Origin of the sequence: Myxococcus guangdongensis, assembly GCF_024198255.1 — a bacterium.
GTDB lineage: Bacteria > Myxococcota > Myxococcia > Myxococcales > Myxococcaceae > Myxococcus > Myxococcus guangdongensis.
On sequence record NZ_JAJVKW010000002.1, the window covers coordinates 135,001 to 157,297 of the forward strand.

The window sequence follows — 22,297 nt, forward strand, 5'->3', positions numbered from 1 at the left end:
CACGCCACATCACCGGAGTAACGCCTGCTCACAGTGCTCGCCATGCGAGGCGCCGAGCACCATCGCCCCTCAACGGAGGCATCGATAAGCCACGGCGATGCGAGCGCACCGTGCGGGTGGGCTCCGCACGGTTCGTCGCACTCTCCGTTCACGTCACACCGCCCCCGCGTTCCACTCGACGACCCCGGGCCCCGCGACCGCGCGGAAACAATCCGAGAACCACGCCGCCGCCATCCGCGCCGCGCGCGCCCGTGGCTCCGACTCCTCGAACCTCCGGCTCGCGCCCTCCACCAGCTGGAGCCCCTTGCGCATCCCCGGCGCCAAGCCATCGAACACCCGCCGCGCGAGCATCGCCCGGTCCGCGTCCTCCCCCGCCCCGAGCACCAGCGTGGGCACGCTCACCTCCGCCACCACCGAGCCCGCCTTGTCCGGCCGTCCCCCCAACGTGACGACCGCCTGCACACCTCGAGGCTGATGCGCCGCCGCCACCAACACCGCGGCCGCGCCCAATCCCATCCCCAGGAACCCCACGGGCAACAGCGACAACACGTCGTCACGCTGCAACCAATCGCGCGCCACCTCCAGCCGATGCGCGATGAGCTCCACATGCGCGCCCTCGCGCACCGTCCAGTCCTCCGCCTGCTCCTCGTCCGCGGTGCGCCAGTCGAGCCCCAACGTCGCGAGCCCCGCCGCGTGCAGCACCTCGCGCACGGGGGAGTCCTTCGCCAGCTCCTCATCCCCCACGAGCATCACCAGGCCGCTCGCCCGCTCGGGCACGCAGAGGAACCCCGCGAGCAGGCGTCCGGCGACGCCGACCTCCACATCACGCTGATGGACGCGCATCGGCTTTCCTCCCGCGGGGAATGGGCGCCCTGCGGGCCCGGTCCGCCCACTGAAGCTGGGGACCGTCCGCGCCGATGGCAGCGCCTTCACGCCAGGAGCCAGGGCAGGCCGACATCCAAGCGGCCGACCTCCCGCCTCACCCCGCCTCGCGCTCCGGGACGAAGTCCTCGGCGTCGTCGGGGAGCACGTCGGGCACGCCGTCATCCTGGAACGCGCTGGGCAACAGACTGAACGGCAGCAACTTGGCCAGCGCCGCCAACAGCAGCAACCCACCGGGCGCCGCGAAGATGGCCAGCGCGGGAATCGCCTTCGCCACGTCGATGAGCTGCGCGCGCATGCGCTGCCGCTCGTCCTCCGTCAGCTTCTGACGCCGCGCCACCTTCGCCACCAGCACCGCCAGGTCCCCCGTCTCGCGGACCTCCTGCATCAGCCGGTAGAAGTTCTTCTCCAGCGTCTCCTGCATGCCGGCCACCATGTCGTCCCCCATGGCGCTGGCCGCGTCCCGCACCGTGAAGACATCCACGATGGAGCGATGACGCGCGTAGAACTCCGCCATCTCCAGCTCCAGCCGGTGCAGCTCCGCCTTCGGCACCTGCAGCGCGTCCGCCAGCGTGTCGATGAAGGCCCGCTCCCGCCGCGTGCGCCGCCCATCCACCAGCGCCGCCAGCAGCGTCTGCTCCAACAGGAAGTGGCGCATGTCCACGCTGCGCACCTGGCGCACCACGTCCCGCACCGAGCGCCGCCGCTCGAAGCACTGCTTCACCGCCGCCCGCAGCTCGGACGCCATCGCCGCCGGCAGCTTCAGGTCCTCCACCTGCTTGAGGATGGCCCGCCGCGCGGGAGTCCCCGGCAACCGGTCCACGCACGCCAGCCCCGTCAACACCTCCACCAGCAGCGCCTTCTGCTTCGACGCGAAGTCCAACCGCCGCCGCGTCTGCTCCCGCGACAAGCGCCCGCTCGCGAAGTAGTCGATGGCCTGCCGACAGAACAGCTGCGCGTCCGCGTACTGCGCGCCGTTGTGCAGCACCAACCCGTACACCGGGTCGCCCGCCAACGTGGGCTCGCGCTTGCGCAGCGCCACCTCCACCTTGGCCACCTGCCGCTTCGTCACCGGCTTGCCCTGGGCGAGCTGCTCCGCCAGCACCTCCGCCAACACCAGCTCCCCACCCAGCACGCAGAAGAGCACCAGCAGCTGCTCCACCCGGCGCCCCTCGGGCGCGCCCACCTGCCGCGCCAGCTCCAGCGCCAGCTCCGCCAGCGTCCGCAGCACGGCGTGGAAGAGCTGATGCTCCAGCGCCTGCGCCTGGAACTCGGTGTCCGGCATCGCGTCCAGCGCCGTGGGCGCGTCCGCCGGAGTGCCGTACAACAACCCGCTGGCGCGCAGCGTGCGCCGCAGATACGCCCGAGCCCGAGCGCGCCCCGGCCCCAACCGCAAGGCGCTCTCCTCCGGAGCGGGCGAGCCCAGATGGGCCGCGACCGCTTCGTTGAGGAGCGGGGTCAACCACCCCGCCTTGCTGAAATCCAACACCGGAACACCCCCGGACCCGCCGACAGACACCTGGAGACGGTCCGCCGGATGTAACCCAGGGGCCCTTCCAGACGCCACCCGGCCTTCGGGCGATTTGACCGCCCGGAGTCAGCCCCTCCAGAACCCAGACTTCTACGGCTTCGGAAGAGTCCCACCCCGGACGGAAACCCAGGCCTACAGCGCCGTGGACTTGCCCGGCTCCAGCTCCAACACCTTCGTGCCCGGGCGCGTCTTCTTCAGCTCGCCACGCAGCGCGTCGGGCGTGCCCTGCAGGAGCGGGAAGGTGCCGAAGTGCATCGGGACGATGCTCTGCACCTTCAGCAGCCGCGCCGCCTGCGCCGCCTCCGCGGGCCCCATCGTGAAGTGCCCGCCGATGGGCAGCATCGCCACCGTGGGCTTGAACTGGGTGGCGATGAGCGACATGGACTCGAACGCCCCCGTGTCACCCGCGTGGTACAGCGTGGGCCCCTTGTCGACCTTCAGCACGTAGCCCAGCGGCGCGCCCGCGTACTGCGCGGTGCCCTTGGGGTCCGCCTGGTAGCTGCTGGAGTGCACCGCCTCCACCAGGTGGAACGTGACGTCCTTCACCTGGAACGTCCCGCCCGCGTTGGCGCCCACCGCCTGCGTCTCCGGCAGGCCCAGCTGGTTCACCAGCTCGAACGAGCCGAACACCTTGGCGCCCGTCTTCTGCGCCAGCGCCTTGGCCTCGCCCACGTGGTCGAAGTGGCCGTGGGTGAGCAGGATGGCGTCCAGCGCCTCCGGCTGCGGGGCGTCCTTGGGCGCCTTGGGGTTGGTGAGCCACGGGTCGATGGCAATCACCGCCCCGCCCGGGGTGCGCACCACGAAGGCCGCGTGGCCCCACCACGTCACCTCCACCTTGCCCTTGCCCGCCGGAGTCGCGGGCTTCGCGCCTTCCGCCTTCTTCGGGGCCGGGGCCGCCGGGGGCGTGGCGGCGTCCTGCGCCACGGCCGCGCCACCAAAGGTCAACAGCGCACCCACCGCGACTGCCCTGAGCTCGTTCCGCATGGTTGTCCTCTCTCGGGTCGAAAGTCTCGACGTGTCGCCGGGTTGCCACGAGGGCACGCCCCGGCCGGGCCGCCGCTTGGCACTGTCCAGGCGGCCAATCAAGGGCCAGCGCACATCGCCTGCCCCAGGGCGGACAGATGCCCCGGCGGCTCGAAGGCCGCAATCTCGAAAGAACGGTCGACATGACGGGCTCCGGGAAGGATGGTGGACCCAGCGTGGACCACCGATTCCAAGTCAGCCTCCGTGGGGTCATCGACCTCCTGTCCCACCATCTGTACAGCTCCCCGGGCGTCTACCTCCGCGAGCTGCTCCAGAACGCCACCGACGCCATCCGGGCCCGCCAGCACCTGGAGCCCTCCCACACCGGCACCGTGCGTCTGGAACTGGTGGAGAAGCAGGACGGAGGCCCCCCCACCCTGGTCTTCAGCGATGACGGGGTGGGCCTGACGGAAGAGGAAATCCACCGATTCCTGGCCACCATCGGAGAGTCCTCCAAGCGCGAGGCCCTAGAGGCCCGCCGCAAGGACTTCATCGGCCAGTTCGGCATCGGCCTCCTGTCGTGCTTCATGGTGTGCGACGAGCTGCTCCTCGTGACGCGTTCGGCACGCGGGGACGGGCGGACGTTGGAGTGGCGCGGCCGGCACGACGGCACCTACGCGGTCCAGGAGTCGGCGCATCCCCTGGACAAGCCGGGCACGCAGGTCTTCCTGGTGGCCCGCGCGGACATGGTGGAGTGGTTCGCGTCGGAGCGCGTGCGCCAGCTGGCGCGGCACTACGGGGGCCTGCTCCCCTTCCCCATCCAGCTGTCGGTGGACGGCCAGGTGGAGCGGCTGGACGCGGACGGTCCCCCGTGGCGCCGCGAGTACGCGAGCGCGGCCGAGCGTCGCAAGGCGCTGCTCGACTACGGGCGCGAGGTCTTCGAGACGGAGTTCATCGACTGCATCCCGCTGCGCTCCCAGGCCGGAGACGTGGACGGGGTGGCCTTCGTGCTGCCCGCGTCGCCACACTTCAACGCGAAGCAGAAGCACCGCGTGTACCTGAAGCACATGCTGCTGTCGGAGAGCGCGGAGAACCTGCTGCCGGAGTGGGCCTTCTTCGTGAAGTGCGTGGTGAACGCCAACGCGCTGAGGCCCACCGCCAGCCGGGAGTCGTTCTACGAGGACGACTCGCTCGCCCAGGCCCGCGTGGCGCTGGGCCAGGGGCTGCGCAAGTACCTGATGGACCTGGCGCACGAGGACCCGCGCGCGCTCCAGCGGCTCATCGGCCTGCACGGGTTGAGCGTCAAGGCGCTCGCGCTGGACGACGACGACTTCTACCGGCTGGTCATCGGCTGGCTGCCGTTCGAGACCTCGCTGGGCGTGACGACGCTCTCGGAGTACCGCCGCGCGTATCCGGTGGTGCGCTACACGTCCACGCTGGATGGCTTCCGGCAGGTGGCGCGGGTGGCGGGAGCGCAGGGGCTGTGCATCATCAACGCGGCCTACACGCACGACGCGGCGCTGCTGGAGAAGCTGCCGCACGTGATTCAGGACGCGCAGGTGGAGCCGTTCTCGTCGTCGGATTTGCCGCAGAGCTTCGAGGAGCTGACGATGGACGAGCGCGACGCGGTGTTCCCGCTGTTGCGCACGGCCGAGCAGGTGCTGGCGCCGTTCCACTGCGGCGTGGCGGTGAAGAAGTTCTTCCCGGCCGAGGTGCCCACGCTCTACAGCTCGGACGAGGAGGGCTCGTTCCGGCGCGACGCGGAGCGGGCCCGCGACGAGTCCGATGACTTGTACGCCAGCGTGCTGGAGGGCGTCATGGCGGCCGCGGGCGGCGAGCCGGTGCAGTTGTGCTTCAACCTGCACAATCCGGTGGTGCGGCGGCTGGCGGCGGTGTCGGACCGGAACATGATGAAGCTGTCGGTGGAGATGCTCTACGTGCAGGCGTTGCTGCTCGGGCAGCACCCGCTGAACGCGCAGGAGATGACGCTGCTGAACCAGGGATTGTTGGGGCTCATCTCCGCGCAGCTGGGCACGGGGGGTGGCGGCGAGGGTGACGGAGGCGGGAGCGCGGGAGGGCTGCACTGATGTCGACGGACTGGCGCGAGGAGGCCCAGGCGCTCTGGGACAGGGCGAGCCGGCAGCGCTCCAGCGAGAGCAAGGTGCGGCTGTTGGAGGAAGCGGTGCGGATGGCCGACTCCCACGGCGACGTGCAGCTGGGCTACGAGCTGCGCGACGACCTCATCGACGCGGCGACCTTCGGCGGCTATCCGGACAAGGCGCTCGTCGCCTTCGCGTGGTGCCGGGGACAGCAGAAGAAGGACCCGGAGCGCTTCGACCCGGAGGCGATGCTCTGGAAGCAGAAGTGGGTGGTGGGGCGCATCAAGGAGTTCCCGCACATCTCCCGGAAGCAGATTGTCGACGCGCTGGACGACATCGAGCAGTGCTTCATCAAGGTGGACGCGGGCAAGCGCTCGGTGTTGAAGCTGCGCTACCAGGCCGCTCGGGACATGGGCGACGACGTGGCGGAGGTGGACCGGCTGTGGGACGCGTGGCTCGCGGCGCCGAGAGATCACCTGACGGACTGCCGCGCGTGTGAGCTCGACGACGAGCTGGACCACCACGTGGAGAAGGGCGAGTGGGAGCAGGCGCTGCGCAAGGCCAAGCCCATCCTGGACGGGCGGGTGAAGTGCGCGGAGATTCCGCACCTGACGCTGGGCACGCTGCTCTATCCCCTGTTCAAGCTGGGAGAGCTGGAGCGCGCGGCGGAGCTGCACAAGCGCGGCTACGCGCTGACGGCGAAGAACCGCGACTTCCTGGCCACGGTGGGAGACCACCTGGAGTTCCTGACGCTCACGGGCAACCTGGCGCGGGGGCTGACGGTGCTGGAGAAGCACCTGGAGTGGACGCTGGACCACGGCAGCTACAATGACCGGTTCATCTTCCTGGTCGCGGCCACGTTCCTGCTGGAGCGCGTGCTGGCGGCGGGAGACCGGGACGTGGTGAGCCTGCGACTGACGAAGTCCTTCCCCGAGCACCGCGCGGACGGCGGCTACGAGGTGAAGGCGCTGCACGCGTGGATGCGTCAGCAGGCCCAGGCCATCGCCACGCGGTTCGACACGCGCAACGGCACGGACCGCTACGCGCGCAGGCTCGCGCGCATCCAGCGGCTCACCGAGGAAGCGCGGGAGTTCCCGCTCGATTGACGGGGTGGGACGCCCACGGGGTCTCCGCGGCCCCGTGGGAATCCACCAGGGATTGATTGGAATCCCGCGTTTATCTCGCGGTGTCTGTGAAGCAGGCGGCAATCCAGACACAGCTCATACCCTGGCCGGATGGACTTCCCATACAAGGGTTGCGCGCCCATCCCTGGCGTTCCCCGCGAATGTCTGCCATTCGCCGGGACACTCGAAGACAGACAGGACCCATCATGCATCTCGCGAAGCTCACCCTTCTGACGATGTTCGCAGTGGTCGCAACGGCTTGCGGTGGCGGTATGGATGAGGGTGGCACGACGGAGCCCATCACGCCGCCCGCCGAGGAGCAGGTCGCGCCCGACACGTCCTCCGAGGACGGCCGGGTCAGCGCGTTCGCCTCGTGTAGCGGGTATGATGGCAACAACTACTGTCTGGCCGAGTGCAACGACACCATCAATTACTGGTACGTCGTCGGCCACGTCTCCGTGGTGGGCTATGGCAACTGCGCCTCGGCGGCCTTCGCGTTCTGCCGGTCCATGGGCTACAGCGGTCACAACGGCGCCTGCTGGGGCTACTAGCCGTCAGTCCTTGAATCACGGCGCATCGACAGACGTCGCGCCCCGCCACGAGTCGGTGGCGGGGGGTGGCGCTCAGCACGTCACCTCCCACAGGTGGCCATTGCCGTCCTGGAAGTACACGCGGCCCGCGCCACCGAGCGGGTCCTGGGTCTGCCCGTTCGCCGTGTCGAAGGGCTCGTTGCCGAAGGGCACGCGCGCTTCCTGGAGCCGCGCCACGACCTGGGTGAACCGCGCTGGGTCGACGCGGAAGGCCACGTGCGAGAAGCGCGGCTCGGACGCGTGTGAGAACAGGACGAAGCACCCGTGGTCCAGGTCGATGCGCCGCATGTCGTCATCGGCGCCCTCGGGGACAGGGGCCTTCGCGCCCAGAATCCGCGCGAGGAACCAGGACGACGCGTCGACGTCGCGCGCGTCCACGGCCAGGTGGTCCAGCTGCATCATGACGGTTCTCCTTGGAGTTCTTCCAGGGCGGCCTCGAGCGCGGACACCAGTCGCCGCCGCGTCGGCGCTGAGAGGCGCGCGGTGCCCAGGGTGAGCTCCTCGGCGCGCACCTTCCGGAACGCGGTGAGGAAACGGAAGGCCTTCGGAGTCACCGCGAGCGACTTGCGTCGGCGGTCCTCCGGGTCCTCCCGCCGCGTCACGTAGCCGAGCTTCACCAGACGCTCGGCCATCTGACTCACCGAGGGCAGGGACAGGCCCAGCCGCTCCGCGAGGCTCGACAAGGGCATGCCCGGCTGCGCCTGGACGCAGCGCAGCAGGATGCCCTGGTCGGCCGTGACGCCCTGCTCCGACAGGAGCGAGAGCACCCGGCCGCGAGGGTGGGAGACGTCACTCAAGAACGCTTCGAGCAGGCTGCCGAGCTGATGGTTCATCTCGCGACATAGTTAACGCGCATGAACCAAACTTCGCAACCCGATGACGCCCTGCCACCGGGGATGGCAGGGCGCGGGCCCGTGTGGGAGATGTCGTCCGCTCTCGAGGGCCGGAACCGGGACGGCGCGTCGACGTGACGCGCGTCCACGGTCGGAGCGGTGGTGTGAGGGCTACTCGGCCTGCAGGCCCGCCGGGCAGGAGAAGTTCGCGGCCACCGACCAGAGCTGGTGGAGGCCGGTCTCATCCAGCGCGCTGAAGTAGACGCGGTTGCCGGAGCGGACAAAGTCGCCCACCTTGGGCAGGACGCTCGCGGGCAGGCTGGTCAGCCGGCCCGCCGCCCCCGTGGCGAGGTCCGCGAACCAGGGGTCGAGCGTGTTGCCATTGATGAAGAGCAGCTTGCCCTCCCCCGTGGAGAACAGCGGCGAGGTGAACAGGTCGCTGCGCAGCAGGGGCTGGAAGAGCTGACGGGTCCCCTCGGCGGTGCCGTTGGTCACCCACAGGGCCACCTGCTCGGGGATGGGCGTCAGGCCTCCGTGCGCCACGGAGAAGAGGACCTGGCTGCCGACGGTGACGGTCCGCTGAATCGTCGGCGCCACGGTGCCGACGGGGTTGGAGATGGTGGCGATGGTGGACCGGGCGCCCGTCACGAGGGACATGCGCACCACGCGGAGCTGGTTCGTCAGGGGGTCCAGCGTGGCCAGGTGGACGTTGGAGCCCACGATGCCGAGCAGTTGCACGGCGGACCCGAGCGAATCCAGGCGGACCGTCCCGCCCGGCGTGCCATCCGTCTTCCAGATTTCGTGGAGCAGGCCGTCCTTGAGGAGGAACACCGCCTGCGAGCCGGACTGGACCACCTGCTCGAGGTGCGCCGCGCTGTTGTCCAGCTTGAGCAGCTGCACCGTCCCGCCGGGAGTCCCATCGGAGCCCCACAGGCCGGTGCCCGAGGCCAGGGACTGGACGAAGAGCAGCTTGCTGTTCACCTTCATGACCAGGCTGGACACCAGCCCCGACAGGCCGTCGAACTCGCCCAGCTTGATGGTGCCCAGGCCCGTGCCATCCGTGCGCCACAGCTCCGTCTTGAGCGCCGACGTGAGCCGATAGAAGAGGAGCTGGCCGTTGACCTCCGCGGCGTTGAGCAGCGTGGAGCCATCCAGGCCGGGGGTCAGGTCCTTGACGAGCTTGGTGCCCGCGGCCGTGCCGTCGCTGACCCAGAGCTCCAGGCCCGACGCCACATCGAAGGCCTTGAAGAACACCTTGCTCCCCGCCGCCGTCAGGCCCGACACCGCGGCCGTGAGCCCCTGGAACGTCTTCACCGGCACGGTGCCCACGTCCGTCCCGTTGCTGCGCCACAGGGTGATGCCAGCCGTCGCCTGGGTGGTGAAATAGAGCGTCCCCTGCACGTCGACCATGTCCGACAGGGGCGTGAACGTGCCGAGGTTCGCTCCCTGCACCGCCGCGCTCTGGACGATCTTCACCCGCGCCGCGACGCCCACGGAGCACGCCTGCGCGCTCACATCCGCCGCGGGCTGCTCCTGCTCGGGGGCGGGCACCTGGGCTTCATCCGCAGGAACCCCACCACCACACGCCGCCAAACCCAACCACGCCAGCACACCACCGGTCTTCCACTGCATGCATCCACTCCTTCGGTCAACTGCCGCCCGAAGGTGGTCTCATCCCCCCACACTCTCCAACCAATGCCGCGAGGCGAGGAAGTGTCCCGGTGAATCGAGTGAAACGGTCCAGGGGGTGACGTGGTTTGCCGCGATAGCTCCTCGTGGCAACCCCGCATCACCCCCCGCAACACCCCTAGCGCTTGAGCTTCGCGAACGGGTTGTTGAACGGCTCGGGGCCCTTCTTGTCGCCACCACCCGGCCGCTGCCCGCCTGACGACGAACCCGAGCCCTGTGGACCTCCAGGCCGGGCGCCTGAAGCACCCTTGCCTCCCGCGCTCGCGCCACCACCGGGCCGAGGCGCAGCCCCCGCCCCACCCCGGTCCGTCATCCGTCCCGCGCCCGAAGCCCCACCCACCGCGGGCCTGCCCGAAGGCTGCGCCGCTCCGCCCTCCTGCGCCGCGCGCACCGACAGCGCCAGGCGCTTGCGCTGCAAGTCCACGCTGAGCACGCGCACCGTCAGACGGTCCCCGACCTTCACCACCTCGGACGGGTCCTTCACGAACTTCGTGGAGATCTGCGACACATGCACCAAACCATCCTGGTGCACGCCCACGTCCACGAACGCGCCGAAGGCCGTGACGTTCGTCACCACCCCCTGCAACACCATCCCCTCCTTCACGTCTTCGAGCGTGCGCAAATCCTCACGCATCGTCGGCGCCGAGAAGTCTCCACGCGGATCCCTGCTCGGCTTCTCCAGCTCCGCCAGGATGTCCTTCAACGTCATCTCGCCCAGGTCCGGGCCCAGGTACTTCTTCGCGTCGATCTTCCGCACCAGCGACGCGTTGCCCACCAGCGCCCCCACCTCCACGCCCAAATCCTTCGCCATGCGCTCGACCACCGCGTACCGCTCCGGGTGCACCGCGCTCGCGTCCAGCGGCTCGGGCCCTCGCACACGCAGGAAGCCCGCCGCCTGCTCGAACGTCTTGGGCCCCAGCCCGCTCACCTTCAACAGCTCCCGCCGCGTGGTGAAGCGCCCCTTCGACGCCCGGTGCGCCACCAGCTTCTTCGCCAGTGACGGCCCCACGCCGGACACGTGCTCGAGCAGCTGCGGCGACGCGGTGTTCACATCCACGCCCACCGCGTTCACGCACGAGTCCACCACCTCGCCCAGCTTCTTCTTCAACAGTCCCTGGTCCACGTCGTGCTGGTACTGCCCCACGCCGATGCTCTTCGGGTCGATCTTCACCAGCTCCGCCAGCGGGTCCTGCAAGCGCCGGCCAATCGACACCGCGCCGCGCAGGCTGACGTCCATCTCCGGGAACTCGTCCCGCGCCACCTCCGACGCCGAGTAGATGGACGCGCCCTGCTCGCTCACCGACACCACCGGCACCTGCGCGCCCAGCGCCTTCAGCGTGTCGCGAACGAAGGTCTCCGCCTCGCGACTGCCCGTCCCGTTGCCCACCGCGATGAGCTCCGGCTTGTGCTTCTGCACCACCGCGGACAACAGCTTCGCCGCCCGCACGCGCTCGTCCGCGCTGCGCTCCGAGTAGAGCGTCAGCGTCTCCGCCACGCTCCCCGTGTTGTCCAGCATCGCCAGCTTGATGCCCGTGCGCAGCCCCGGGTCCAACGCCAGCACCGCCCGAGCCCCCGCCGGCGCCGTCAACAGCAGGTGCCGCAGGTTCTCCCCGAAGACACCGATGGCCCCCTTGTCCGCGCGCTCCTTCAGCTCCGCGCGCAGCTCCGACTCCAGCGACGGCCCCATCAGCCGCTCCCACCCATCCTCCACCGCCGCGCGCAGCTCCGAGGCGAACAGCGCCTGCGGCTTCGTCACCACCCGGCCCGCGAGCAGCCCCTTCACCTCGTCGTCCGGCATGTTCAGCCGCACCTTCAACACGCCCTCCTCCTCACCGCGGAGCAGCGCCAGCACGCGGTGGGACGGGGCCTGCGACAGCGGCTCCTCGTGGCCGTAGTAGTTCTCGAACTTGGTCGGCTCGCCCTTCTTCGCCGGCACCACGTCCGAGCGCAGCGTGCCCCGCTTCGCGCACACCTCGCGCGACTGGCGGCGCAGCCCCGCGTCCTCGCTCATCCGCTCCGCGCAGATGTCCCGAGCCCCCGCCAGCGCCGCCGCCAGGTCCGGCACCTCCTTCTCCGCGTTGACGAACGGCCGCACCTTCGCGTCCGCGTCCTCGCCCTTGCGCCCGTCCTGCTTCCACAAGAGGTCCGCCAGCGGCTCCAGCCCGCGCTCCCGCGCAATCGCCGCGCGCGTGCGGCGCTTGGGCCGGTACGGCAGGTAGAGGTCCTCCAGCTCGGTGCGCGTCTTCGCCGCCTTCAGCGCCTTCGCCAGCTCCGGTGTCAGCTTCCCCTGCTCCTCCACGGACCGCAGAATCGTCTCGCGGCGCGAGTCCAATTCGGCGCGCTCGCCGGCCCGGTCGAGGATGGTCTGGATCTGCACCTCATCCAGTCCTCCGGTGACCTCCTTGCGATAGCGCGCGATGAAGGGGACGGTGGCTCCTTCGGCGTTCAGCGCCAGGGTGCGGTCCACCTGCTCGGGCTTCAGCCCCAGTTCCTGTGACAGCTCAGCGGCGTAGGCGTGCATGACGCCGCTTCTATAACCCGCCCCCCACACGGCTCCCAGCGCGCGTCACCCGCGCTGGCGCGCCTCCCAGTCACTGCGCGACATTCCCCAGAATTGCTGGTCCTTGCGCTCCCCCCGCAGCACACACTGCCCCCGCATCGTCCCCTCCAGCGAGAAGCCCAGCTTGCGCGCCACGCCCTGGGAGCCCAGGTTCTCCGACAGCGTCGTCAGCCACACCCGGTGCAGGAACGGCAGCGTGAACAGGCGCTCCAACATCATCCCCACCGCGCGCGAGCCCAGCCCGCGCCCGTGGTACGCCTCCGCCATCATGTAGCCAATCTGCAGGCGCCCGTGCTCCCGGGACACATCCCGCGCGGACACCGTGCCCACCCACGCGTCCCCCAGTCGCACGAACCAGCGAAACCCCTTCGCGCGGGGCTCCCCCAGCGTGCCTGCCTCCAGGATGCGCTTGACCAGCACCTCCCGCGAGTCGTCCTCCGTGTCCACGTAGCGCCGGGCCCCGGCCTCGGCGCGCAGCGCCAACCAGAAGTCCACGTGCTCGGGATGCGCCGGAACGAGCAACAGGTCCGAGGCCACGACACCAGTCACCATGCCCGGACTTCTAACCCGTTCCAGCGAGCGGGACTCGTCCCCGCGCGAGGCCTACCGGACGATGCGGTTGACCGTCAGATGCGTGGTGCGACCCAGCGCGGGAGGCGCGCCGTCCACCGCGCTCTGCACGTCATCCTGGGTGCGCCGCTCAACCCGGGGCGCGAACAACGAACGTCCGGCCAGACCCCGGCGACGACAGGTTCCACCACGCATGACACCTTCCGGAAGGGACGGCGCGCCACCCACGTGCGGCCGTCCTCCTGGCCCGCCAGGGAGCAGCGCTCCCAGCGAGCCCCTTCGGACATCAGCGCGTCTTCAGCGTGAGGCGGTTGGAGTCATGCGTGGCCGTCAGCGTGACGGCGTTCTCCAGCCCGAGGCCGGCACCACCGACGACCCCCTCCAACAGCGACGGCTCCACCGTCTCGAGCGTGCGGAGCGTCTCCTTCTTCAGGGTCAGCTTCTTCTTCGGGGACTGAGCGCTCATCGTGCTGCCTTCCTTTCCAGGTGAACCCGCCAGGTGTCTCTCCGTGCCGGACGACGACACGGAGACCTCGAGGCTAATTCACGGAAAACACCAGTCCCTAGGAAATTTTCCAATCCCACCAAAGCGGCGAGGGCCGCCATCGGGAGCCGTCCCATGGCTCCCGGCGCGGCCCCCGTCCTCCCACGCGTGAGCGAGGGAGCGCTTCGCAGCCCGCGGGCTCAGAGCTTGGTCACGGTCCCGTGCTGCACGCGGAAGTCCACGCGGGTGAACTGCGCCTGCAGCTCCGTGGCGCCGCGGACCGAGTAGTCCTTGGTCACCTCGGTGCTGGGGATGAGGTGGAAGGCGGCCAGGGCCTCGTCGCCCTTCACCTCCAGCACCACGAAGCCGTGCGCGTCACCATTCACGTAGCGCATGCCGGGGTTGCCCGCGAGCAGCGACTCGTTGAGCTCCGTGACGACGTACTTGTAGACGGCGCTGCCCGGGCCGTAGCCCGCGCCGATGACAGCCAGTCCCGCCAGCTCCTTGATGGAGCCGGACGTAATCGCGGGCGCCGTCAGCGCGGGCACCCCGCCCTCCACCGACGCGAACGACGCGTGGATGTCGCCGGAGATGAACATCGCGTTCTTCACCTGGTTCTGCGCGATGAACCCCAGCAGCTCCTGCTTCTTCGCGGGGAAGCCGTCCCACTGGTCCGCGTTGAAGTAGAAGACCTGGCGCAGCGTCGGGTCCGGGATGTCCGCCTTCGCCGACAGGTCGAACACCATGGACGTCATCGACACGGAGCTGACGACAATCTTCCAGGTGTTCGCCGCCTTCAGCTGGTTCTGCAGCCACGCCTGCTGCGTCGCGCCCAGCGCGTCCTCGCTCAACCCGGCCGAGGTGGCGTAGCGCAGGGCGGAGAACAAGTCGTAGATGGGCTTCACCACGATGTAGCGCGAGCCCTGGATGTTGAAGAGCGAGCCCTTGCCCAGGTGCACGTACGCGAGCCCCCGGAGCGTGCCCGCCACGGCGAGCAGCGGAATCGCAGGCTGCCCCGCCGCCTCGCGCGCCGCGTTCACCGCCGCCAGCACCTGGTTGGCGTAGAAGAGCGACACCTGCCCGGACACCCACACCTGGGCCTTCGCATCGGCCTGCGCCGGGTTGAGGCCCGCCGCCACCGCCTGCTGCACGTACGCGCCCTGGAGCACCGCCTTCTGCATCGCGTTCTCCGGCGCGTCGAGGTTCGTGTACGCGAACGTCTCCGACTGGAGCAGCGCCTGCACCGGCGCCGGCAGCGTCGGCAGCGCCAACGCCAGCACCGACGCCTCCACCGCCACCTTGCCCGGGTACGCGTCCTCGGGGATGAGGTGGTCCGGGCGGTAGGTGCGGTAGTCGGACACCGCCAGCTTCAGGTGCTTGCCGAAGTCGAAGTCCCGGTAGACGCGCGTGTTCGGATACACCGGCGCGCTCGCCACGTCGATGGCGCCCTCCGCCGAGGCCGTGTTGTCCAGCGGGATGTACTCGAAGAAGGCGCGCTCCGAGTTGCGCTTGCGCTCGATTTGATTCTCCGCCGCGCGCCCGTCCAGGTACGTCGCGTTGGAGCCCCAGCTGTCGTCGGAGAACTCGTGGTCGTCCCAGATGATGATGAACGGGTAGCGCTCGTGCACCTGCTGGATGACCTTGTCGGTGCGCAGCGTCTTGTAGAGGTCGCGGTAGTTCGACAGCGCGTTGGCCGCGTAATACGTCGACTCACCCGAGCCCAGCTGCAGCGCCTTGTCCTGCTCGCTGAACACCACGCGCCGCTCGGTGTTGCCCGACTGGAAGGACTTGTCCCCCGTCGTCTCGTAGATGTAGTCGCCGAGGAACACGACGAAGTCCAGGTCTTCGTCCAGCTGCAGCAGCCGCTGCCACGCGTTGTAGTAACGGCCGATGTAGTCCTGGCAGCTGGCGAAGGCGAACTTCACCGGCACGTCCGCCCCGGCCGCCGGCGCCGTGCGGGTGCGCCCCGTCGCCGTCGTGTACTCCGTCCCGTTCTTCGTCAGCACGAAGCGGTAGTAGTACGTGGTGCGCGCCGACAGCCGCGTCACCTTGACCTTGAGCGCGTGGTCGTTCGCCGCCAGCGCCGTGAAGTCACCCCGGAACACGAAGTCGCTGAACTCCGCGCCGGTGGACACCTCCAGCCGCACCGGGGCGTCCGCGCCCGCGCTGTCCGGGTCCAACGCGCGCACCCACAGGATGACGCTGTCCGGCCTCGGGTCTCCCGAGCAGACCGACTGCGGGAAGTACTTCGCATCGGCGGTGGGCTTCTTCGTGTCGTCATCATCCGAGCACCCGAATGAGGTACTCGCCGCGACGGCGACCACGGCCTGAAGGAAGCTGCGACGATTCAGACGGTCGAACAAGGTGGCACTCCCAGGGGAAAGCACGGGTGAAACGAAACGCCCGGGAGTCTACGGCCCTCGTCCATCACTCCGGCAACATCCCCGCCACGCGCCGGACACAACGCGTCGTGTCAGCACTCGGCGCGAGGGGCCACCCGTTCGCCCCGCATGCATGGGCCCGACACGACGACGGGGCCGCCCCCACGAAGGAGGACGACCCCGTCTGTCGAAGCCCACCGTGGGAAGGCGTTACTTCACGGCCTTCACGCGCTGACGCTTCTCGCTGGTCCCCTCGGCGGGAGCCTCTTCCGCGGGAGCCGCGGAGAGGGGCGCGCCCTTCGCGATGCCGTACTTCTCCAGCACGCGGGTCTCGATGTCGCGCGCCACCTCCGGGTGCTCCCGCAGGTAGTCCTTCGCGTTCTCGCGGCCCTGACCGATGCGCTCGCCGTTGAACGAGAACCAGCTGCCGCTCTTCTCCACGATGTTGTCGTTGGAGGCCAGGTCGATGAGGTCGCCCTCACGGGAGATGCCCGTGCCGTACATGATGTCGAACTCGACCTCCTTGAACGGAGGCGCCACCTTGTTCTTCACCACCTTCACGCGGGTGCGGCTGCCCACCACGTTCTCGCCATTCTTGATGGCGCCGATGCGGCGGATGTCCAGGCGCTGCGACGCGTAGAACTTCAGCGCGTTGCCGCCCGTGGTCGTCTCGGGGTTGCCGAACATGACGCCAATCTTCATGCGGATCTGGTTGATGAAGATGACGCACGTCTGGCTCTTGGAGATGGTGCCCGTGAGCTTGCGCAGGGCCTGGCTCATCAGACGGGCCTGCACACCCATGTGCGCGTCACCCATCTCGCCCTCGAGCTCCGCCTTCGGGACGAGCGCGGCCACCGAGTCCACCACCAGCACGTCGATGGCGCCCGAGCGCACCAGCATCTCCGCGATTTCCAGCGCCTGCTCACCGGTGTCCGGCTGGCTCAGGAGCAGGTCGTCGGTGCGCACGCCCAGCTTGCGCGCGTAGCCCACGTCCAGCGCGTGCTCGGCGTCCACGTAGCCGCAGATGCCGCCGCGCTTCTGCGCCTCGGCGACGATGTGGAGACACAGCGTCGTCTTACCGGAGGACTCCGGTCCGAAGATCTCGATGATGCGGCCCTTGGGCACGCCGCCCACGCCCAGGGCGATATCCAGCGAAATCGAGCCCGTCGAAATGGCCTGCACGTCCCGCATCAGCGGCTCGTCGTTGCCGAGCCGCATGATGGACCCCTTACCGAACTGGCGCTCCACCGCGGACATCGCCAGCTCGATCGCCTTTTCCTTCTCCTGATTCACGGCCATTTCTCTTGGCTCCTTGTATTGGCGAGCCACCCCGGCTCACCTGAACGCGCTTTTAGTACGCGATGGGTAGACCCTAGTCCACCCCTCTGACATCCGTGTTGAATCCTGCCGGTCAGCTCTCGCGGAGGGCAGCCAGGAGGACGGCCACGGCGCCTGCCACACCTGCCCACAGCCCCCCGGCATGGCCCGCCGACCCGAGGGCCAGAAGCAGCCCGTAGCCCGACACGAGGGCCAACAAACCCAGGCCCAGGCGGTACACGGGAGTCCGGGGCGGGGCAAGCCACAAGGCCAGCATGGCCAGCACGCTCAGGCCCACCTGCAAGGTCACCGTGCCCTCGACCACGCCGGGACGCAGGAACTCCTCCACCATCTGGGCGAAGAGGCCGCCGCCGAGCACCAGGGCGGGGACCTCCGGGCCGAAGTCGAGCGCGCCGGGGCGGCCCTTGGGGCGGGAGGCGTTGTTGGAGCGCAGGTGCTTGAGGTCCTCGGGCTGGACCTCCAGGGCGTAGGGGAAGCCCAGGGCCAGGAGCGACTCCACGGCCACGGCGCGGCACGAGCGCCCCCGGGTGTCGACCAGGCCCTCCAGCCGGCCGCTGTCGAGCAGCCGGTGCAGGGTGTCCGCCACCTGACGCTCCCCGCCGCCCTGGGCGAGCTGGGCGAGGACTTCGTTGAGCCGGGAAGCGGCCTCGGGGCGCTCGGCCTCGGGCGCGGCCACGGCCTGCTCCACCCGGACGAGGACCGGCAGGGGCAGCTCCACCGGAGGCGTGGGCCGGCCCAGGAGCGCGGGCGCGGGCGCGGCCCAGGAGGAGAGGTCCGCCAGGCCCTGGGTCCCGAACACGGGCGTCGCCTCGAGCTCGGAGTCGGCCACGCGAACGGGCTGCGTCGCGGGCCACACGCGGGCGTCACGGCTCGTCACCCGGACCGATTCGGGGGCGAGCGCCGCATCGGGGCCAGGGGACGCCACGAGAACAGGCTCTGCGACCCGCTCCGCATCGGCGCTGGCGGGCGCCACGAGGCGGGGCTCGACGCTCAGCGCCACATTGGCGCCGGCGGGCGCCACGAGGCCGGGCTCGACGCTCAGCGCCGCATCGGGGCCAAGGGCCGCCACGCGAACGGACTCGGACGCGGACGCCGCATCGAGGCGCGGCGCCTCCACATGATGCGCGGGTCCGACACCGGGCCCCCGCTCGAGGCCGAGGTCCGAGACCCGAAACGCCTCGACCCCGGACAGCGTCCGGGCGGACAGCCGCGCCTCCACGGGCACGGAGGGAGCGCCCTGCCCCACCCCCTGCGCCTCCTCGGGCTCGGGCTGGGAAGCCAGGTCCGCCAGCTCCTCATCGAGCGTGGGCACCTCCTCGAAGCCGAGCCCCTCCTCCGCCGGAGGAGGCGTCCAGGGCGCCAGGTCCGCCAGACGCTCGTCTCCGGGCTCCTGCTCGGAGTGGTGCAGGGGAGGCTGGGTGCGCGTGGCGTCCGACACCGGGTGACTGTATCCACGCGAGCGGGTGGGCATCAAAGCGCGACGTACCCACGACCTCTTCCGGGCGACAGCCTGTCGGCCCACCGAGGAGGACCGCCCCTCGGAACGACAGAAGCCCGGGCCCCCATCAGGGGAACCCGGGCTTCGCGTGCATCAGGAACCGCGAGGGACGGCTACTCCACCGTCACGCTCTTGGCCAGGTTGCGCGGCTGGTCCACGTCGTTCCCGCGCATCTCCGCCACGTGGTACGCGAGGAGCTGCAGCGGAATCGTGGCCACCACCGGCGCCAGCAGCGCGCACGCCGCCGGAATCCGGATGACGTGGTCCGCCAGGCCGTCCACCATCTTGTCGTCCTCGTCGATGACGGCGATGACCTTGCCGCCGCGCGCGCGGACCTCCTCCACGTTGCCGATGATCTTCTCGTAGGCCACGTGCGGCTGCTTCGGCGCGATGACCACCACCGGCATCTTCTCGTCGATGAGCGCAATCGGGCCGTGCTTCATCTCACCACCCGCGTAGCCCTCCGCGTGGATGTACGAAATCTCCTTCAGCTTCAGCGCGCCCTCGAGCGCCACCGGGTGCATGGGACCACGGCCGAGGAAGAGGAAGTCCTGCGCGTTCATGAACTCACGCGCCACCCGCTTCACGGCGGGCTCGCACTTGAGCACTTCCTCGATCATCTTCGGAATCTCGGTCAGGTGCGTCAGGTGCTCCTGCGCCGCCTTCACCGACAACGTGCCGCGCATGCGGCCCAGCTTCACCGCCAGCAGGTACAGCGCCACCAGCTGCGTGGTGAACGCCTTCGTGGACGCGACGCCAATCTCCGGGCCCGCGTTCGTGAGGACGGAGAACTCCGCCTCGCGCGTCATCGCGCTGCCAATGACGTTGCAGATGGCCATCGCCGTGGCCCCGCGCGCCTTGGCCTCCTTGAACGCCGCCAGCGTGTCCGCCGTCTCACCCGACTGGCTGATGGCGATGGCCAGGTGCGTGCCCTCGACGATGGGGTCGCGGTAGCGGAACTCGCTCGCCAGCTCCACCTCGACGGGCAGCCGCGCCAGCGTTTCAATCATGTGCTTGCCGGCCACGCCCGAGTGCCACGACGTGCCGCAGGCCAGAATCGTGATCTTCGTGAGCGAGCGCACCTTCTCGGGCGTCAGGTTCCAGCCCTCGAAGTGGACGTCGCCCTCGGACAGGAGCATCCGGCCGCGCAGCGTGTCCGCGACGGCGCGGGGCTGCTCCCAGATCTCCTTGTGCATGAAGTGCTTGTGGCCGCCCTTCTCCGCCATCATCGGCGTCCAGTCGATGCGGCGCGTGGGCCGGTTCACGACCTGACCCTGGCGGTTGAAGATGTCCACCTTGGCGGCGGTGACGATGGCCAGGTCACCCTCCTCCATGTAGACGATGTCGCGCGTGTGCTCGAGCACCGCGGGCACGTCGCTGGCGATGAAGTTCTGCCCCTCGCTCAGGCCCAGCACCATGGGCGACGCGTTCTTCGTCGCGACGATGCGGTTGGGGTCCGACGCGCTCACCACCGCCAGCGCGTACGTGCCCTTCACCTGCTCAATCGCGCCGCGCACCGCGTCCGGCAAATCCTTGCCCTGCTCCAGCTCATCCGAGATGAGGTGGGCGAAGACCTCCGTGTCCGTCTCCGAGGAGAAGACATGGCCCTTGGCGCGCAGCTGCTCCTTGAGCGCCAGGTGGTTCTCGATGATGCCGTTGTGCACCACCGCGACGTTCTTGTACGTGTGCGGGTGCGCGTTCTCGTCCGAGGGACGCCCGTGCGTGGCCCAGCGCGTGTGACCGATGCCGATGTTCCCCTTCGGCTGGTCCGCCACCACGCGGTTCTCCAGGTTGCGCAGCTTGCCCGTGGCGCGCACCACGTTGAGCTCGTTGCGGTTCACCACCGCGACGCCCGCAGAGTCATAGCCCCGGTACTCGAGCTTCTTCAGCCCGGACACCAGGATGGGAGCCGATTCCTTGTCACCGACGTAACCAACAATCCCGCACATGTTCTGACCTCTCTCTCACGCCCACGCCCGCCGGAGCAAACCGAGGGATACCCGTACATCTCCGGGAGCGGCTGTCAGGCCGCCCCCCAAGCAAGAGCCACGCCCTGTCTCAACCACCCTTGGCCGTGCGGCGCGCCTTCTTCGCCGCCACCCAGCCCTCCTTCGTCACCTGTGGCGCCCGTGACACAGCGAGGCTCCCAGGAGGCACGTTTTTCGTCACCGTGGTGCCCGCACCAACATAGGCGCCATCGCCCACCTGCACCGGAGCCACGAGCTGTGTGTCGGAGCCGATGAAGACCCCGTCCCCCAGCTCCGTCAGGCTCTTGTTCACCCCGTCATAATTACAGGTGATGGTGCCCGCGCCGATGTTGCAGCCCGCGCCAATCCGGGCGTCCCCCAGATAAGTCAGGTGGTTGGCCTTGCTGCCCTTGCCGATCTGCGCCTTCTTCGTTTCCACGAAGTTGCCCAGATGCACGTCCTCTGCCAGCTCCGTTCCCGGGCGCAGGCGGGCGAACGGGCCGATGACGTTCCGCACCCCCACCTTCGCCTCCTCCAGCACGGAGTAGGGCTTGAGCACCGAGCCGTCCGCCACGGTGGAGGCGCTCACCACGCAGCCGGGGCCAATCACCACGCCCTCGCCGATGACGCTGCCCGAGGTCAGCGACACACCCGGGCCCACCTCGGTGTCCGAGCCCACCACCACGTCCTCCTCGATGAAGGCGGTGTCCGGGTCATGCAGCGTGACGCCCGCGCGCATGTGCGCGTCGTTGATGCGCCGCTGGAGCACCTTGGCCCGCGCCGCCAGCTCCACCTTGTCATTCACCCCCGCCGTCTCGGTGGCGTCCGCCACGACGGTGCCCACCGGCCCCTGCTTCGCGGCCAGCTCCACCAGGTCCGTGAGGTAGTACTCGCCCTGCGCGTTGTTCGGCTTGATTTCGGCCAGCGCCTTCCAGAGGAAGGCCGCGTCGACGGAGTAGATGCCCGCGTTGCACTCCTTCACCGCGCGCTGCTCGGGGCTGGCGTCCTTCTGCTCCACCACCCGCGTCACCCGGCCCCCCTCGCGCAGCACGCGCCCGTAACCGGTGGGGTCCTCCAGTACCGTCGTCACCATCGCCAGCACGCCGCCCGCCGCGTCGTGCGCGGACAAGAGCGACGCCAAGGTCTCCTTGCGCAGCAACGGCACGTCTCCGTAGAGGATGAGCACGCGCCCGGAGAACCCCTTCAGGGCCTCTTCCGCGGAGCGCACCGCGTCCGCCGTCCCCCGCTGCTCACGCTGGAGCGCGAAGGTGAGGGGCGCCTGCGGGAACAGGGCGCGCACCTCCTTCTCCACGCTCTCTGCTTGATGGCCCACCACTGGCACCACCGACGTGGCACCGAGCTCGAGCGCTCGCTTCAGGGGATACGCACACAGGGGCTTTCCGAGGATGGCGTGAAGGACCTTGGCCTTCTTCGACTTCATCCGCGTGCCCTTGCCCGCACACAGCACCACCGCCGACAGAGCTGTCATGCGGCGGAGGATTAGGGACCGGGATTCAAGTCGTCAACCGGGCGAAGCTCCGAAGTCTCCGAGGTGTTGTCGGGTCGGGGCTTTGCCTGCACGGCGACACAGAGCGCGTTGCTCTTCACCGTGATGCCGAAGCTGGGCTTGAGGAAGAGCGTGACCCGGCCGGAGGGCGGAACAGACCCGGGGCGGGGCTGTTTGTCTGGGATGACCGGTGCGCTCATGTGCTCCCCCACTCGCGGCTCATGATGGGGGAAGGATGCTCCCTCTGGAGGAACAATCCAAGAGGAAAAATGTTGCCGAGT

Annotated in this window: 18 protein-coding genes; 3 read left to right on the forward strand and 15 right to left on the reverse strand. The window is 69.5% G+C overall.

Features of this window, described 5'->3' with window-relative positions:
• Window positions 1–153: 153 nt before the first annotated feature.
• From LXT21_RS05455 to LXT21_RS05465, 3 genes are all read right to left on the reverse strand, one after another.
• The gene (locus tag LXT21_RS05455; RefSeq protein ID WP_254037025.1) at window positions 154–843 is read right to left on the reverse strand and encodes a dienelactone hydrolase family protein; all 690 of its coding nucleotides are present in this window, start codon (window positions 841–843) and stop codon (window positions 154–156) included.
• A 136-nt stretch (window positions 844–979) separates the two neighbouring features.
• On the reverse strand, window positions 980–2,344 hold the full coding sequence (locus tag LXT21_RS05460; RefSeq protein ID WP_254037026.1) for a TerB family tellurite resistance protein: 1,365 nt from the start codon (window positions 2,342–2,344) through the stop codon (window positions 980–982).
• 201 nt (window positions 2,345–2,545) lie between these two features.
• On the reverse strand, window positions 2,546–3,397 hold the full coding sequence (locus LXT21_RS05465; RefSeq protein ID WP_254037027.1) for a metal-dependent hydrolase: 852 nt from the start codon (window positions 3,395–3,397) through the stop codon (window positions 2,546–2,548).
• Window positions 3,398–3,612: 215 nt separating this feature from the next.
• On the opposite strand from LXT21_RS05465, the gene LXT21_RS05470 reads away from it, so the two are divergent.
• The 3 genes from LXT21_RS05470 to LXT21_RS05480 all read left to right on the forward strand — a co-directional run bounded on the left by LXT21_RS05470 (window position 3,613) and on the right by LXT21_RS05480 (window position 7,150).
• Window positions 3,613–5,463: an HSP90 family protein gene (locus LXT21_RS05470; protein WP_254037028.1), complete on the forward strand. Its 1,851-nt coding sequence runs from the start codon at window positions 3,613–3,615 to the stop codon at window positions 5,461–5,463.
• Entirely contained in the window at window positions 5,463–6,581 is a 1,119-nt protein-coding gene (locus tag LXT21_RS05475; RefSeq protein ID WP_254037029.1) for a hypothetical protein, read from the forward strand. Before LXT21_RS05470 ends, LXT21_RS05475 begins: the two co-directional genes overlap by 1 nt.
• 290 nt (window positions 6,582–6,871) lie before the next feature.
• The gene (locus LXT21_RS05480; RefSeq protein WP_254037030.1) at window positions 6,872–7,150 is read left to right on the forward strand and encodes a hypothetical protein; all 279 of its coding nucleotides are present in this window, start codon (window positions 6,872–6,874) and stop codon (window positions 7,148–7,150) included.
• A gap of 72 nt (window positions 7,151–7,222) precedes the next feature.
• Here the strand turns inward: LXT21_RS05480 and LXT21_RS05485 are convergent, their stop codons facing one another.
• From LXT21_RS05485 to glmU, 12 genes are all read right to left on the reverse strand, one after another.
• Window positions 7,223–7,591 (reverse strand): VOC family protein, encoded by a 369-nt coding sequence (locus LXT21_RS05485; protein ID WP_254037031.1) that lies wholly within the window; start codon window positions 7,589–7,591, stop codon window positions 7,223–7,225.
• The gene (locus LXT21_RS05490) at window positions 7,588–8,022 is read right to left on the reverse strand and encodes a MarR family winged helix-turn-helix transcriptional regulator (protein WP_254037032.1); all 435 of its coding nucleotides are present in this window, start codon (window positions 8,020–8,022) and stop codon (window positions 7,588–7,590) included. Before LXT21_RS05490 ends, LXT21_RS05485 begins: the two co-directional genes overlap by 4 nt.
• Before the next feature lie 171 nt (window positions 8,023–8,193).
• A complete protein-coding gene (locus tag LXT21_RS05495) occupies window positions 8,194–9,654 on the reverse strand; it encodes a hypothetical protein (protein ID WP_254037033.1) in 1,461 nt (486 codons plus the stop codon).
• Window positions 9,655–9,829: 175 nt separating this feature from the next.
• The gene (locus LXT21_RS05500) at window positions 9,830–12,232 is read right to left on the reverse strand and encodes a Tex family protein (protein ID WP_254037034.1); all 2,403 of its coding nucleotides are present in this window, start codon (window positions 12,230–12,232) and stop codon (window positions 9,830–9,832) included.
• A gap of 45 nt (window positions 12,233–12,277) precedes the next feature.
• Window positions 12,278–12,823: a GNAT family N-acetyltransferase gene (locus LXT21_RS05505; protein ID WP_254037035.1), complete on the reverse strand. Its 546-nt coding sequence runs from the start codon at window positions 12,821–12,823 to the stop codon at window positions 12,278–12,280.
• A 51-nt stretch (window positions 12,824–12,874) separates the two neighbouring features.
• Entirely contained in the window at window positions 12,875–13,036 is a 162-nt protein-coding gene (locus LXT21_RS05510; RefSeq protein WP_254037036.1) for a hypothetical protein, read from the reverse strand.
• A gap of 91 nt (window positions 13,037–13,127) precedes the next feature.
• Window positions 13,128–13,307 carry a hypothetical protein gene (locus tag LXT21_RS05515; RefSeq protein ID WP_254037037.1) on the reverse strand — a complete coding sequence of 60 codons (180 nt, stop codon included), beginning with the start codon at window positions 13,305–13,307 and terminating at the stop codon, window positions 13,128–13,130.
• A gap of 218 nt (window positions 13,308–13,525) precedes the next feature.
• Window positions 13,526–15,688, reverse strand: a complete 2,163-nt coding sequence (locus LXT21_RS05520; protein ID WP_254037038.1) for an alkaline phosphatase D family protein — start codon at window positions 15,686–15,688, stop codon at window positions 13,526–13,528.
• Window positions 15,689–15,916: 228 nt separating this feature from the next.
• Complete coding sequence (recA, locus tag LXT21_RS05525; RefSeq protein ID WP_254037039.1) at window positions 15,917–17,005, reverse strand: recombinase RecA; 1,089 nt, start codon at window positions 17,003–17,005, stop codon at window positions 15,917–15,919.
• Between the two features lie 112 nt (window positions 17,006–17,117).
• Window positions 17,118–18,482, reverse strand: a complete 1,365-nt coding sequence (locus LXT21_RS05530; RefSeq protein ID WP_254037040.1) for a hypothetical protein — start codon at window positions 18,480–18,482, stop codon at window positions 17,118–17,120.
• Between the two features lie 173 nt (window positions 18,483–18,655).
• Window positions 18,656–20,491, reverse strand: coding sequence for a glutamine--fructose-6-phosphate transaminase (isomerizing) (gene glmS / locus LXT21_RS05535; protein ID WP_254037041.1), 1,836 nt, complete (start codon window positions 20,489–20,491; stop codon window positions 18,656–18,658).
• A 109-nt stretch (window positions 20,492–20,600) separates the two neighbouring features.
• On the reverse strand, window positions 20,601–22,010 hold the full coding sequence (glmU, locus tag LXT21_RS05540; RefSeq protein ID WP_254037753.1) for a bifunctional UDP-N-acetylglucosamine diphosphorylase/glucosamine-1-phosphate N-acetyltransferase GlmU: 1,410 nt from the start codon (window positions 22,008–22,010) through the stop codon (window positions 20,601–20,603).
• Window positions 22,011–22,297 lie beyond the last annotated feature (287 nt).

Excerpts from the sequence above, each read along its gene's own strand:
- LXT21_RS05465 (WP_254037027.1), bottom strand. The coding sequence starts at position 3,397 with ATGCGGAACGAGCTCAGGGCAGTCGCGGTGGGTGCGCTGTTGACCTTT.
- LXT21_RS05500 (WP_254037034.1), bottom strand. The coding sequence starts at position 12,232 with ATGCACGCCTACGCCGCTGAGCTGTCACAGGAACTGGGGCTGAAGCCC.
- recA (WP_254037039.1), bottom strand. The coding sequence starts at position 17,005 with ATGGCCGTGAATCAGGAGAAGGAAAAGGCGATCGAGCTGGCGATGTCC.
- LXT21_RS05495 (WP_254037033.1), bottom strand. The coding sequence starts at position 9,654 with ATGCAGTGGAAGACCGGTGGTGTGCTGGCGTGGTTGGGTTTGGCGGCG.
- LXT21_RS05480 (WP_254037030.1), top strand. The coding sequence starts at position 6,872 with ATGGATGAGGGTGGCACGACGGAGCCCATCACGCCGCCCGCCGAGGAG.
- LXT21_RS05455 (WP_254037025.1), bottom strand. The coding sequence starts at position 843 with ATGCGCGTCCATCAGCGTGATGTGGAGGTCGGCGTCGCCGGACGCCTG.
- LXT21_RS05515 (WP_254037037.1), bottom strand. The coding sequence starts at position 13,307 with ATGAGCGCTCAGTCCCCGAAGAAGAAGCTGACCCTGAAGAAGGAGACG.
- glmS (WP_254037041.1), bottom strand. The coding sequence starts at position 20,491 with ATGTGCGGGATTGTTGGTTACGTCGGTGACAAGGAATCGGCTCCCATC.
- LXT21_RS05490 (WP_254037032.1), bottom strand. The coding sequence starts at position 8,022 with ATGAACCATCAGCTCGGCAGCCTGCTCGAAGCGTTCTTGAGTGACGTC.
- LXT21_RS05475 (WP_254037029.1), top strand. The coding sequence starts at position 5,463 with ATGTCGACGGACTGGCGCGAGGAGGCCCAGGCGCTCTGGGACAGGGCG.
- LXT21_RS05510 (WP_254037036.1), bottom strand. The coding sequence starts at position 13,036 with ATGCGTGGTGGAACCTGTCGTCGCCGGGGTCTGGCCGGACGTTCGTTG.
- LXT21_RS05505 (WP_254037035.1), bottom strand. The coding sequence starts at position 12,823 with ATGGTGACTGGTGTCGTGGCCTCGGACCTGTTGCTCGTTCCGGCGCAT.
- LXT21_RS05485 (WP_254037031.1), bottom strand. The coding sequence starts at position 7,591 with ATGATGCAGCTGGACCACCTGGCCGTGGACGCGCGCGACGTCGACGCG.